At 53.1% G+C, this 13,318-nt stretch carries 12 protein-coding genes, 2 tRNA genes and 1 rRNA gene; 13 read left to right on the top strand and 2 right to left on the bottom strand.

The genetic code is table 11. From position 1 onward, the window contains the following. The 4 genes from ispD (at window position 1) to H8S44_RS00060 (ending at window position 4,032) form a co-directional block, all read left to right on the top strand. The gene (gene ispD / locus H8S44_RS00075) at window positions 1-720 is read left to right on the top strand and encodes a 2-C-methyl-D-erythritol 4-phosphate cytidylyltransferase (RefSeq protein WP_186872987.1); all 720 of its coding nucleotides are present in this window, start codon (window positions 1-3) and stop codon (window positions 718-720) included. Between the two features lie 224 nt (window positions 721-944). Beyond that, window positions 945-2,279 (top strand): MATE family efflux transporter, encoded by a 1,335-nt coding sequence (locus tag H8S44_RS00070; RefSeq protein WP_186873022.1) that lies wholly within the window; start codon window positions 945-947, stop codon window positions 2,277-2,279. Between the two features lie 44 nt (window positions 2,280-2,323). Further along, window positions 2,324-2,665 carry a DUF554 family protein gene (locus tag H8S44_RS00065; protein ID WP_186872988.1) on the top strand — a complete coding sequence of 114 codons (342 nt, stop codon included), beginning with the start codon at window positions 2,324-2,326 and terminating at the stop codon, window positions 2,663-2,665. A gap of 20 nt (window positions 2,666-2,685) precedes the next feature. Continuing rightward, window positions 2,686-4,032, top strand: coding sequence for an MATE family efflux transporter (locus H8S44_RS00060; protein WP_243167430.1), 1,347 nt, complete (start codon window positions 2,686-2,688; stop codon window positions 4,030-4,032). Here the strand turns inward: H8S44_RS00060 and H8S44_RS00055 are convergent. Together H8S44_RS00055 and H8S44_RS00050 are read right to left on the bottom strand one after the other, a co-directional pair. Next, window positions 4,029-4,985, bottom strand: a complete 957-nt coding sequence (locus tag H8S44_RS00055; RefSeq protein WP_186872989.1) for a carbohydrate kinase family protein — start codon at window positions 4,983-4,985, stop codon at window positions 4,029-4,031. The genes H8S44_RS00060 and H8S44_RS00055 overlap by 4 nt on opposite strands. A gap of 62 nt (window positions 4,986-5,047) precedes the next feature. Further along, window positions 5,048-6,406: an alanine/glycine:cation symporter family protein gene (locus tag H8S44_RS00050; RefSeq protein WP_186872990.1), complete on the bottom strand. Its 1,359-nt coding sequence runs from the start codon at window positions 6,404-6,406 to the stop codon at window positions 5,048-5,050. A 131-nt stretch (window positions 6,407-6,537) separates the two neighbouring features. On the opposite strand from H8S44_RS00050, the gene H8S44_RS00045 reads away from it, so the two are divergent. The 9 genes from H8S44_RS00045 to H8S44_RS00005 form a co-directional block, all read left to right on the top strand. Further along, complete coding sequence (locus H8S44_RS00045; protein ID WP_186872991.1) at window positions 6,538-8,133, top strand: hypothetical protein; 1,596 nt, start codon at window positions 6,538-6,540, stop codon at window positions 8,131-8,133. Further along, entirely contained in the window at window positions 8,123-9,073 is a 951-nt protein-coding gene (locus tag H8S44_RS00040; RefSeq protein ID WP_186872992.1) for a hypothetical protein, read from the top strand. The genes H8S44_RS00045 and H8S44_RS00040 overlap by 11 nt, the downstream gene beginning before the upstream one ends. Before the next feature lie 173 nt (window positions 9,074-9,246). Further along, a complete protein-coding gene (locus H8S44_RS00035) occupies window positions 9,247-9,741 on the top strand; it encodes a sigma-70 family RNA polymerase sigma factor (protein WP_186872993.1) in 495 nt (164 codons plus the stop codon). Continuing rightward, window positions 9,731-10,630 carry a DUF3298 and DUF4163 domain-containing protein gene (locus tag H8S44_RS00030; RefSeq protein ID WP_186872994.1) on the top strand — a complete coding sequence of 300 codons (900 nt, stop codon included), beginning with the start codon at window positions 9,731-9,733 and terminating at the stop codon, window positions 10,628-10,630. The genes H8S44_RS00035 and H8S44_RS00030 overlap by 11 nt, the downstream gene beginning before the upstream one ends. 156 nt (window positions 10,631-10,786) lie before the next feature. Beyond that, complete coding sequence (locus tag H8S44_RS00025; RefSeq protein ID WP_186872995.1) at window positions 10,787-11,605, top strand: DUF5685 family protein; 819 nt, start codon at window positions 10,787-10,789, stop codon at window positions 11,603-11,605. Beyond that, window positions 11,605-12,363, top strand: a complete 759-nt coding sequence (locus H8S44_RS00020; RefSeq protein WP_186872996.1) for a DnaJ domain-containing protein — start codon at window positions 11,605-11,607, stop codon at window positions 12,361-12,363. The genes H8S44_RS00025 and H8S44_RS00020 overlap by 1 nt, the downstream gene beginning before the upstream one ends. A 111-nt stretch (window positions 12,364-12,474) precedes the next feature. Continuing rightward, a tRNA-Ser gene (locus H8S44_RS00015) sits at window positions 12,475-12,560 on the top strand. A gap of 63 nt (window positions 12,561-12,623) precedes the next feature. After that, window positions 12,624-12,713 (top strand) — tRNA-Ser (locus tag H8S44_RS00010). 270 nt (window positions 12,714-12,983) lie between these two features. Beyond that, window positions 12,984-13,318 (top strand): 16S ribosomal RNA (locus H8S44_RS00005); the annotation flags it as partial.

Here is a 13,318-nt window from a genome sequence, read left to right as displayed (position 1 = left end):
ATGAAAAAAAAATACTGTACCGCCATCGTTCTGGCGGCAGGCCAGGGAAAACGGATGGGAAGCAGCATACATAAGCAGTTCCTGGAGCTGAAGGGACATCCGATTCTGTATTATTCCCTGCAGGCCTTTCAGGATTCCCCCTTGGTGGAGCGAATGATTCTGGTGACCGGGGAGACGGAGATTTCCTATGTAAAAGAAGAGATCGTAGAAAAGTACCAGTTTGATAAGGTCACAGACGTGATAGCGGGCGGCGCGGAGCGCTACGCCTCTGTCTGGAATGGCCTTCAGACCCTGGAGCGGAAGCTGACGGAGGAAGAAAAGGACGGTTTTGTGTTCATTCACGACGGAGTGCGTCCTTTTATCCATGAAGAGATCCTGCGCCGGGCTTACGACGCAGTGGAAGAGCATCATGCCTGCGTGGTGGGAATGCCGTCCAAAGATACAGTGAAGATAGCGGATGCGGAAGGCTTTGTCCGTACCACACCTGCCCGGAGCCTGGTCTGGAATATTCAGACTCCCCAGGTCTTCGACTTCCGCCTGGCTCACCAGGCATACGCGGAGCTGGAAAAAAGCGGACGTACAGACGCCACAGACGATGCCATGATTGTAGAAGCCTTTACGGACACGAAAGTGAAGCTGGTAGAGGGAAGCTATGAGAACATTAAGATCACGACCCCGGAGGATCTGGAGATCGCGGAGACATTTCTGCGGAGACGGTAGGGGAAAGAGAATAGCGAGACTTTTACTGCAGACGCAGTAGGAGTCTCTTTTTTGATCTCTGCAAAAGTATGTTTGTGCAGGGTATAAGAGACAATAGATTACGGAAGAAAAAATGATAATTGAAATTCTTTCTCCGTACCGCTATAGTAATAGTAATAGCATTTGATACGATACGAGAAAGAAGGGAGTTATAAAAAGTGAAAAGCAGCAAATACGAAATCGATATGTGCAACGGTTCCCTTATGGACAAGTTGATCACATTTTCCGTGCCATTGATGGTTTCGGGAATTTTGCAGCTGATGTTCAATGCGGTGGATATTATTGTGGTGGGACGCTACAGCGGGAGCCAGGCTCTGGCAGCGGTAGGTTCCACCACAGCGTTGATCAATATTTTTACGAACCTGTTTATCGGAATTTCACTGGGAGCCAATGTGCTGGCGGCCCGGTTCTACGCGGCGGGCCGGGACCGGGAAATGTCTGAGACGGTACATACAGCCATTCTGATAGCCCTCATAAGCGGCGTTATGATGGCTTTTGTGGGACTGGGGCTGGCGCGTCCGGCCCTGGAGCTGATGGATACGCCGGAGGACGTCATCGATCTGTCCACCCTCTATATGCGGATATATTTTCTGGGAATGCCTTTTTTCATGCTGTATAATTACGGCGCGGCCATTCTCCGGGCGGTGGGAGATACCAGACGCCCATTACTGTTTCTGGTTATCTCCGGTGTCACAAACGCGGTGCTGAACGTGTTCCTGGTGGTGGTCTTCCGCATGTCTGTAGAGGGCGTGGCCATCGCCACAGTGATTTCTCAGCTGATTTCCAGCGCGCTGGTGCTGCGCTGCCTCTATCGAACCGAGGGAAGCTATCAGCTGCGGTTTTCAAAGCTTCATATCAACAGCTCCCATTTGAAGCAGATTTTTCTGGTGGGGATCCCGGCGGGAGTCCAGAGTGTGGTCATCAATTTTTCCAATGCGCTTTTGCAGTCCTCGGTGAACTCCTTCGGTTCCACAGCCATGGCGGGTTATACGGCGGCCAATAATATTTTGGGCTTTCTGTATGCTTCGGTGAATTCCGTCACCCAGGCCTGCATGAGCTTCACCAGCCAGAATTACGGCGTGGGGAAGTTCAAAAGAATGGATCGGGTGCTGAGCGACTGTGTGATTATCACCGTAACCGTGGCGGGAACCCTGGGCAGCGCAGCCTATCTGTTCGGGCCTGAGATACTGCGGATCTATACCAAGGAGCCGGAAGTGATTCAATGCGGAATGGAGATTATTTCCATTACCACCATTCCTTATTTCCTTTGCGGTATCATGGATTTGATTCCGGGAGCCCTCCGGGGAATGGGGCGCTCCGGCGTGCCCATGGTGCTGTCCATTATCGGTACAGTGGGCTTGAGAATTGTGTGGATCTTCGGCATATTTCCGCTGCGGAGATCTCTGTTTGTGCTGTTCATTTCCTATCCGGTGTCCTGGATCTTCACGATCCTGCTCCAGGTCGTATGCTTCTTCCTGGTTCGCAGGCAGATCCACAGGAGAGAAATGGCGACTGCCTGAGAAAGAGCGGACAGTAAAATGAGACAAAAGGAGTTTTAGACAATATGAGAGGTCTGGGAACACTGATCAACGCCCTGGCAATCATTGTGGGCGGTATCATTGGAATCGGAGGAAAGCGCCTCCTGAAAGAACATTACCAGGAGACGATTATGAAGGCCACAGGTTTTTCTGTCCTGTTTCTGGGAGCGGCGGGCACTTTTTCCAAAATGCTGGTACTGTCCTCCGTGGGCGGACAGTCTTTGGACACCACCGGATCCATGAATATGATTCTGTCCATGGTGGGAAATATCCTGATCTTCTGCGTGGGCGTCAACCTGATCTGGCCCAGGACCATTAAGGTGGCGAATCTGCTGCCGGCCCTGCTCGTGGCCATTCTGTTGGCCTGAAGAAAAGAGGTGTATGTGAAATGACTTCTTCTTCCATGCTGAAAGGCAGTCCTCTGAAGTCCATGCTGGCTTTCGCCCTGCCGCTGCTGGCGGGAAATCTCCTGCAGCAGACTTATAATCTGATCGACGCGGCCATCGTGGGCCAGGTGCTGGGAACGAAAGCTCTGGCCGGAGTGGGAGCCAGCAGCAGCGTACAGTTCCTGGTGCTGGGTTTCTGTATGGGGAGCTGCGCCGGCTTTGGTATCCCTGTGGCCAAGTATTTCGGGGCCGGGGATCGGAAACGGATGCGGGATTATATTTTCAACGGCGGCGTACTGACCGCAGGTATCGCGGCGGTACTGACCACAGCCTGTGTCCTGCTGTGCCACTGGATTCTGAGGGTGCTTTCGGTGCCCGGAGATATCTATGAGAATGCTTATTCCTATCTGCTGGTGATCTTCCTGGGACTGCCCTTTACCCTTTTATATAACTATCTGTCCGCTATCCTGCGGGCGGTGGGAGACAGCCGGACACCGTTTCTGTTTCTGGCCTTTTCCGCCTGCCTGAATATCGGCCTCGATCTGCTCTGCATCATAGTACTGGGCTGGGGCTGCGCGGGAGCGGCCATCGCCACCATTGCCGCCCAGGCGGTCAGCGGTGTATTATGTCTTTTTTATATCGCCCGGAAAGTAGAACTTCTGCGGCTGCCAATGGAGAACCGGAAACTGGACGGCCGGGCTGTGAAGGAGCTTTTACTCATGGGAATGCCTACGGGTCTGCAGTTTTCCATCACAGCCATCGGAAGCATGGTGATGCAGTCGGCCAACAACAGTCTGGGAAGTGTCTACGTGTCCGGCTTCACGGCGGGCATGCGGATCAAGCAGTTTACTATCTGTCCCTTCGACGCCTTCGGTACGGCGGCTTCCGTATTCTGCAGCCAGAATCTGGGCGCAGGTCAGGGCAGCCGGATCCGGAAAGGCCTCGCCCAGGGCGTGGCGGTGGCCACGGGGTATGGTTTGTTGGCAGGCCTTTTGATGATCGGGGTGGGAAGAACCCTGTCCATGATCTTTGTGAGCCGGGATGCGGTGGACGTACTGGATGCTTCGGCCAAATACCTGCGCTGTATGGGGTACTTCTACTGGAGTCTGGGGATCCTGAATGTGACCAGAATGGTCACCCAGGGACTGGGATATTCCGGACGGGCCTTTTTCTCCGGCGTGACGGAGATGATAGCCCGGACCGTGGTAAGCCTGGGGTTCGTGGGAACTTTTGGCTATACGGCCATCTGTTTCGCGGATCAGACCGCGTGGGTGGCAGCCAGCTGCTATATCGCACCCACCTGTCTGATCTGCGTGAAAAAGGCGTTGAAAAAGATAAACGCCGCTTAAGAGATCGCCGAAAGCTTCTGAAGCCGGTGGAACCGTTCCAGGACAGGTTCCGGACTGCGGATGCCGGTGCAGGCTCCCACGGATTCCACGGCGATGGAAGCGGCAGCGGTGGCGAACCGGGCGCAGTCTCCGGGCTCCATGCCTTCCGAGAGGGCGTAGAGGAAGCCGGCCGCAAAGTTATCCCCGGCTCCGGTGGTATCGACGCAGTTGGTCCCCGGGTAGGCGGGAATCAGAAGGGCCTCCCGGCTGTTTTTCAGAAAACAGCCCTTTGCGCCCAGCTTAATGACGATATTGGAGACGCCCGCCTCCAGAAAGGCGTCGGCGATCTCTTCGGGCTCCGTCCATCCTGATACGGCCTTCGCCTCCTCGTAATTGGGAAAGAGATAGTCCAAATGAGCCAGGGCAGGCTGAATATCCCGGATGGTTTCTCCGTTTTTACAGCGGGTCATATCGGCGCAGAGGACTGCGCCCTTTTCTTTTATGGAGCGGAACAGGGTCTCCATGGCGTCGGTGTCGAATAGGGGAGACACGAAGATACTGGCGAAGGATACCAGGGGGCTCTTCCCGAGAGCTTCGGGGGAGATATCCTCCAGGGCCAGCCGCCGAAGACTTCCGTTCCGGTTCGTGATAAAGGAGCGCTCCGCATCGGGGGCGATAAGCACCAGATTGATTCCTGTATCCAGAGCTTCTTCTACTATGGAATCCTCCGTCGAGATTCCATTTTCCTGAAAATGAGACAACAGAATCTGACCGGCCATATCCCGGCCTACCTTGGTGATGAGATGTACCTTTTTGCCAAGTCTTGCCAGAGTGGTGGCCTCATTGGCGGCGTCGCCGCCTATGGTCAGAGAGATACCGTCCGTGGGATAGGAGCGTCCGTCCAGCTCCGAGACGTTGACCGGATGGGCCAGCACATCCAGAATGGCGGCGCCGATCACTGTGACATCGTACATGGGAAATTCCTCCTCATTTATTCGTTAAGTTCATTATAGCGGAAGAGGAGAAGCGTGTACAGTTAAAGCTTTTCTTTTCGGAAAAAAGCATGGGTGTCCCGGGCAATGACATCGGACAGGAGAATCAGGGCCAGCAGATTAGGCAGGGCCATCAGGGCGTTCAGGGTATCGGCCAGACTGAAGACCAGTGAAAGCTTCAGTACCGGCGCAAAAACCAGGGTCAGGATCCAGAAAAAACGGTAGAGGAAGAATTCCTGCTTTTCCGTTCTCCTTCGGAAACGGACCATATATTCCAGGCAGCGTTCTCCGTAATAGGACCAGCCCAGAATGGTGGCGTAGGCGAAGGTAATGATACTGAAAAGAAGCAGGGGCCGTCCAAGCACCGGAATGGCCGTAAAGGCCCGGAGGGTCAGGGCTTCTCCGGACAGGGGCGCGCCGGAAAAGAGAGTGGAGGGATCTGTGGCCAGGAGAGAACTGACGATGACCAGTCCTGTGATGAGACAGATCACAACTGTATCCCAGAAAGTGGCCGTGGAGGCCACCAGGGCCTGACGCACCGGGTCCGAACAGCGGGCGGCTGCCGCCGCAATGGGAGCCGATCCCATGCCCGCTTCATTGGTAAAAAGTCCCCGGGCGATGCCGTAGCGGGCTGCCAGCAGGATGCCGGAACCGGCAAGCCCTCCGGAGACAGAGCGGGGCGCAAAGGCGCTTTCCAGAATCAGACGGAGGGCCGGAAGCAGAAAAAGTCGGTGATGCCAGAGTAAATACAGGCAGCCCAGGAGATAAAAGGCCGCCATAAAGGGAACCAGCTTCTGGCAGACCCGGGATACCGAGGAGATGCCGCCGAAGATCACCAGACAGGTAAGGAACCCGGCCACTGCACCCACAGCCAGGGGCGGCAGGGGCAGAACGGCGGAAATGGCGCTGATCTGCACGGCGCAGCCGATGCCGAAGGAAGCCAGGACGCCGCAGAGGGCGAAGAGCAGGGCCGGGATCCGGCGGTGAAGCCCGTATTCCAGGGCGTACATGGCGCCGCCCAGCATCCGTCCGTCGGAAGCCCGGATCCGGTAGCGTACGGCGATGAGGGCTTCTCCGTAGGTGGTGGCGATGCCGAAGACGCCGGTGATCCAGCACCAGAAGACGGCTCCAGGGCCGCCCAGGGCCACGGCGGTTCCCACACCGATGATATTGCCGGTACCCAGGGTGGAGGCCAGGGCTGTGGACAGGGCACCGAAGGGTGAGATATCGCCCTCCGAGCCGGACTCGGGAGCCAGGGAGAGGCGGATGGCCAGGGGAAGCTTTTTCTGGATAAAGCCCGTTTTCCAGGTGAGAAACAGATGGACAGCGGACAGAAGAAGGATCATGGGAAGGCCCCAGAGAAAGCGGTTCAGAGTCGTCAGGAAACGGTTCAAAGTTACCATAGGATCCTCCTTGGGAGGGCTGATCAGAACAGTATACGCGTGAAAGAGAAAAAACAGAAATTTTTCTGTACAGAATACGGAAATTTTTGGTACAATGAGAACAGAAAGATGAAAATACAGGAGGATAAGACATGTACGGATGCCCGAACTGCGGCGGCGAGCTGCTCTATCATATCCGGCAGGGAAAACTGGTATGTACCAGCTGCAGCAGCCGTTTCGATGTGGATTCCATAAAGAAAGAACAGGACGCGGAGACGGATCTCTATGAGATTCAGGCCTTCCGTTGTCCCCAGTGTGGCGGCGAGATTTATACCAATGATCACACCATTGCAGGTTTTTGCAGCTATTGCGGAGCTTCTGCGGTTCTGCAGCAGAGGACGGAGCAGATCCGGGTGCCCTTCCGGATCTTCCCCTTCACCATAGACAAGACCGACTGCCGGAAACGGTTCCAGGAGTTTGTCAATAAGTGCGCCTATGTGCCGGAAGAATATAAGAATCCCCAGGCGGATCATGAGTTCCGCGGGATCTATGTACCCTGCCATTCCTACGAGGCGGAAGCGTCGGGCGCCTATCATATGAAGGGCAAGACGACCACCTACAGCGGAAAGAAAAAGGGAAAGCGGCTTTATACGGTAAAGGAGTGGGACATGAATATGGATGTTTCCGGCAAGGTGACGGATATCACCCATGCGGCGTCTTCCTCCTTTCCGGACGAGCAGAGCGAACGGATCCAGGACAAGATCGACCGGGGAGGCGGACGGCTTTTTACTCCGGGCTTTCTCTGCGGCTTTTACGCGGATACGGCGGATGTGCCGCCGGAGATCTACGAGCCCTATGCCTGGTCCGTGGCGGCCCAGCGCCTGGAGGATCAGTTCAATGCCCGCATGAGCGGTACAGAGATCTGCCGGGCGGATCGGGAGCCTGAGGTACGGACCCGGTACGCGGGGGATGTGCTGAAGCCCGTCTGGTTCATGTCCTACCGGAACGGCGACCGTGTGGCCTACGCCGCTGTGGAAGGCCGGAATCAGAATATCAGCTGCGACGTGCCGGTGGATCGGAAAAGGTTCACCAAGGTATCCCTGATTCTGGCGGCAGTGCTGTTCGTGGTATTCAGCCTGTTTCAGGATCTGATGTTTACGGCGAAAACCATGCTGGGAATCACAGCCCTGTTTAATGTGATTCTCTGCCTGCTGTGGCATGGGAACATCAAAACCCTGTACAGCCGGGAGATCGCCCGGGAATATAAGGTAAAGAAACGCCACCGGAAAAAGCACCTGAAAAATGACCAATGGCGGGTATTCTGGATCATTATGGCCTGTATCTTCGGAGCGCCCGTCGCTATTTTTGTAATAGCTTTTATCGCAGTTATTTTGGGGGACAGTGCCTATATGGAGAGCAGCAAGGGAGTGAAGGTCTTTCTGGTTCTGGTTTCCTGCATCCTTCAGATCGTGATTCTTCTGAAGGATACGCCGAAGCGGGCAAAGCTCTGGAAAAACCGGACCCGGACGCTGCCTGCGGACTGGCTGTGTCTGTTCGCAACTCTGCTTCTGGGCGTGACGGCTTTCGTGAATCCAGTGGAGGATTTGTGGTATTACGGAGCAGTCATGGCAGCCTTTGGCGTGGATATCCTGATGCTGCTGGAGATCATCCGGGATTATAACTTAAGCTGTTCCCGGCCCATGCCCCAGTTTGAACTTTATAAAGGAGGACATCACCGTGAAGTATAACAGAAAAAGAAAAGTATGCCTGGTGGGAGCCCTCCTTCTGCTCCTTGTTTTCGGCTGTTTCACAGCGGGCGATCAGGCGGATGCGGGAACCGTGTACGCGGCCACGGAGAGTACAGGCGGAACGGGAAGAACCGGAAGCAGTGAAAGTACAGAGAATACAGAAGACACAGAAAATACAGAAGACGCAGAAAGCGCGGAGGAAGTCCTGCCTTCCGAAGAGCCGGAGTATTACGAGGGAGAGGGCTACGATATCATTTACCAGGATAAGGCGGGTCTGGTGGATGACGTGCAGCATAAAGAAGAGATTCTCAGTTACATGAAAGAGATTTCCGCATACGCCAATGTCATTTTCTATACCACCGACGAGTACGAGGCCTCTGAGGCTGCCAAGGTCTGCGAAAAGGTATGCGGCAGTTACTATGGCAGTTCCAAGAAAGTGCCGACGGTTATGTTCACCATCGATATGTTTAACCGGGAGATCTACCTGTACTGCACCGGTCCCACCCGTCACATCATTCGGAACCGGGACGCGCTTTCCATTACAGACAATATCTATCGTCTGGCCAGCGCCCAGAGGTACGGCCAGTGCGCGGCCCGGGCCTTTGAGCAGTGCGTAAGCCTCCTGTCCGGCAGCAGCATCCGGCGGCCCATGCAGCGGATCAACAACCTGTTTCTGGCGGTGATCCTGGGTTTCCTGTTCAATTACCTGTATCTGAAGATGTCCAGAAAGTGGACAGCCAATAAAGAAAAGCTGCAGACAGTACCCTTTGAGACGAATAAGTTCGACCTGAAGCTGTCCAAGACCTGCACAAAGACCTACACGTATACCGAATCAGAAAGCGACGGTTCCGGCGGCGGAGGCGGCGGCTTCAGCGGCGGCGGAGGAGGCGGCGGAGGAAGCGACTCCGGCGGAAGCTCGGGCGGCGGCCACAGCTTCTAAAGTTTCAGAATCCGATAAAATGCAATCGTTTACCCTGGCAGAAAGTGTCCGTTGACAGGACATTTCCTGTCAGGGTAAATTTTGTATGAAAAATTTTTTTGCTTTGAAACTTTTAGCCGGAAACAGCCGTCTAACAGATAAAAAGGGAAAAAGAACAGGAAAGGAGACCAAGGATGAAGACGGAAGTCTTACAGAAGCAGGTGGAAGACCAGATCCTGGACAACTATGAAGCTATGTACCGGTTGGCCTACACCTATGTGAGAAATCAGGAAGATGCCCTGGATATTGTCCAGGAAAGCGTCTATAAAGCCATAAAAAACGCAGGAAAGGTGCAGCAGGAGAGCTATATCCGGACCTGGCTCTGGAGGATTGTCATGAATACGGCCGTGGACTTTATCCGCAGCAGAAAGAACGAGACGGAGCTGGAGGCGGCCGGAGAGACCGGAAAGGAGGATACCTACCGGGATTTTGACACCCTGGAGGCATTGAAGGTACTGGACGAGCGGGAACGGACGGTGGTGGTGCTCCGGTTTTTCGAAGATCAGAAGCTGGAGGACATTGCCCGGACTCTGCGTGAGAATACAAATACGGTAAAGTCGATTCTATACCGAAGCTTAAAGAAACTGAAAGTGGAATTATCGGAAGGAGAACTGCTCTATGAAGGATGAAAGGTTGAATAAAATGAATCAGGAATATCATGAGATCCCTATTCCTGCAGAACTTCGCCAGCGGGTAGAAGCAGGGATCCGGGAAGCGAAAAAAGAACAGAAAAAGAATAAAATGATTGTCTTTGTAAAGACTGCGGGAGGAGCCGCGGCAGCCGCAGTTATCGCCATCACCGTTATGGCCAATTCCGGAGCAGGCATTGCCCACGCCATGGCGAAGATTCCGGTCATCGGAGCCATCGCGGAGGTGGTGACCTTCCGAGAGTACCGGGATATCACCGAGAATATGTCTGCTAACGTGAAGGTGCCGGAGGTGGAAGTGAAAAATGAGGACGGCACGGTAAATCAGGAAAGTACCGACGCCATCAATAAGAGTATACAGGAGTATACGGATGAGATCATTGACCGGTATAAGGCAGATGTGGAGTCTGCGGGTGGCGAGGGTCATCAGGAAGTGGATCTGAGCTACAAGGTGATTACTGACAGCGATCGTCTGTTTTCCATCCGCTTTGATAAGCTGGTGGTCATGGCCAGCGGCGAGGAGACCGTGAAGATCTACCACATCGACAAGCAGACCGGCAAGATGATCAATTTAAGCGATATATTTAAAGAAGGAACGAACTTTATAGATCCCATTTCCAATAACATCAGGAAACAGATGAAGGAGCAGATGGCGGCAGACGAGAATGTTTCCTATTGGCTGGACAGCGAGGTGCCGGAGTGGGATTTCCAGTCCATTACAGCGGACAGTACTTTTTATATCAATGAGAATGGCAAGCTGGTAATTGTTTTCAACGAGGGCGACGTGGCTCCCATGTGTATGGGCAGCGTGGAGTTTGTCATCCCCACGGAGGTCATTCAGGATATCGTGCAGGACGGGTTTGTGCAGTAAAGGCATAAAAAAAGAGAAAAGAATATTAAAGAACTGTGAAAGCCATTGACATTGACAGAATACGTGTTAAGATCTCAAAATAGTAAAGAGATTAGTTTGGAGATTTTAATTCCAAAATAAAATTCGCGAAGCCGTAAGCAGTAAAGGAGTGAGCGAATGTTTGGCTATATAGAGTGCAATCGGTCAAAGCTTTCCAGAGAAGAGCAGGAGCGCTACCAGAGCGTATACTGCGGACTGTGCAGAAATTTAAAAATGCGGTACGGAGATTTGGAACGGATGAGCCTGAGTTATGATATGACTTTTGTGATTCTGTTCCTTTCTTCACTTTATGAGCCTCGGGAGACCAAAGGGGAATTCCGCTGTGGGCTCCATCCCTTACGTCCCAGAAGCGGAGTCGAGAACTGCTTTACAGAATACGCAGCGGATATGACTGTGGTTCTGGCCTATTTTAAGGCATTGGATGACTGGAAGGACGAGAAAAAAGCAGAAAAGCGCTGGTATGGAGGGCGGCTGAAGAAGGCGTACCGGGAAGTGGAAAAGGTTTATCCCCGTCAGTGCAGGGCTGTGGCGGATAGTATTCAGGAACTGGATTTCATCGAGAAGGCCCCGGGTGCCAATGTGGATCAGGCCATCAACTGTTCCGGCAAGATGCTGTCGGAGCTTTTTGTGTGGAAAGAGGACTTCTGGAGTAACAGCCTGCGGATGTTCGGCACAGAGCTGGGTAAGTTCATTTATCTGATGGACGCGGCCATGGATTATAAAAAGGATCTGAAGACCGGGAACTATAACCCGGTGGCGGAGATGAAAAAGAAGCCGGAAGAGATGGAACCGATCCTGGGGATGCCCCTGGGCAATGCCATGGAGATCTTTGAGAAGCTTCCCCTGGTGCAGGACGAGAATCTGCTCCGCAATATTTTATACGGCGGTGTGTGGCAGCAGTATTACGCGAAAATGCACGGGAAGGAGAAAGCATAATGGTGCAGGATCCCTACAGAGTACTGGGCGTGTCCCGGGACGCGTCTAAGGAAGAAATAAAAAAGGCCTATCGACAGAAAGCCAAGGAATACCATCCGGATCTGCATCCGGACGACCCGGTAGCCGCCGAGAAGATGAATGAGATTAATGAAGCCTACGATATGCTGAATAATCCGGAAAAGTATCGGCGGCAGCAGGGCCCCTTTGGTCAGAGCTCCTATGGCGGCGGTTACGGTCAGAACCCTTATGGCCAGAGTTCTTATGGCGGCAGCTATCAGCAGCAGGGAAGCCCCTTCGGTCAGGGCTATGGCCAGGATCCCTACGGCGGCTTCGGAAGCTTCGAGGATTTCTTCGGGTTCTGGGGAATGCGGATGGGGCCGGAACGGCCCGCGTCCATGGCCGGAGACAGCGAGACCATCCGCCAGGCGGTGGACTTTATTAATATGGGAAAATATCAGTTCGCCGATTCGGTACTGAACGGTATCCCGGGAGCGGAGCGCAATGCCAGATGGTATTATCTGAGCGCCCTGGCTAATTACGGACTGCGTAATTCTGTGCTGGCAGTGGAGCGGATTCAGAAGGCCCTGCAGCTGGAGCCCGGTGATGTGCTGTATCAGAGAACCCTTCAGAGCTTCCGTTATACTGAGAATGTTTATAATCAGAACGGGGCGGAATATCAGAGGCAGGCAGAAGGCATGGATAAGCTGTGCAGAAGCTTTTGCCTGGCCCAGTTATTCTGCATGTTTTGTCGTTGTTAAAAGAGTTTTGAAAAAAACAGGAAAAAATGAAAAAAATATGTTGACACGGCAAACCAAAGATGCTAGAATACAGTTTGTCGCCACGCAAGGGCGGTAAACGCAACAGAGCGTGGAGAGGTATCGAAGTGGTCATAACGAGGCGGTCTTGAAAACCGTTTGTCCGCAAGGGTGCGTGGGTTCGAATCCCACCCTCTCCGTTAGTCACCACTGAAGATACACGGTGACAATTAAATAATCGATGAAATGAAATCGAGCATCTTGGAGAAGTACCCAAGCTGGCCGAAGGGGCTCCCCTGGAAAGGGAGTAGGTCGTTAATAGCGGCGCAAGGGTTCAAATCCCTTCTTCTCCGCTCGGTTGTCTGACAGAAAGTAATCGAAAAAGTACTTGAAAAAATAATAAAAAAGTACTTGACAAGCGATTGTGAGTATGATAAGATAGCCAAGTCGCTTTGAGAGAGCGACACAGCGAACCTTGATAACTGAACAGTGTAAAACCTTGAAAATTCTAAGAGAATGAATTCAAGAACAGTTCGATTCTTAGAAATAAGAACGAACACCTTTTAACAGTAATACGGGAAAGAAATTGCTAGTTGTGATTTCTGGACCGGATTCAAACACTTAAACATGAGAGTTTGATCCTGGCTCAGGATGAACGCTGGCGGCGTGCTTAACACATGCAAGTCGAACGAAGCACTTAAATTTGATTCTTCGGAAGAAGATTTTTGTGACTGAGTGGCGGACGGGTGAGTAACGCGTGGGTAACCTGCCTCATACAGGGGGATAACAGTTAGAAATGACTGCTAATACCGCATAAGCGCACAGGACCGCATGGTCTGGTGTGAAAAACTCCGGTGGTATGAGATGGACCCGCGTCTGATTAGCTAGTTGGTGAGGTAACGGCCCACCAAGGCGACGATCAGTAGCCGACCTGAGAGGGTGACCGGCCACATTGGGA

It is taken from the genome of Anaerosacchariphilus hominis (assembly GCF_014290175.1).
Taxonomy (GTDB): Bacteria; Bacillota; Clostridia; order Lachnospirales; family Lachnospiraceae; genus Laedolimicola; species Laedolimicola hominis.
The sequence above is the reverse complement of the archived record's forward strand: the minus strand, read 5'-3'. Positions and strand labels throughout refer to the sequence as shown.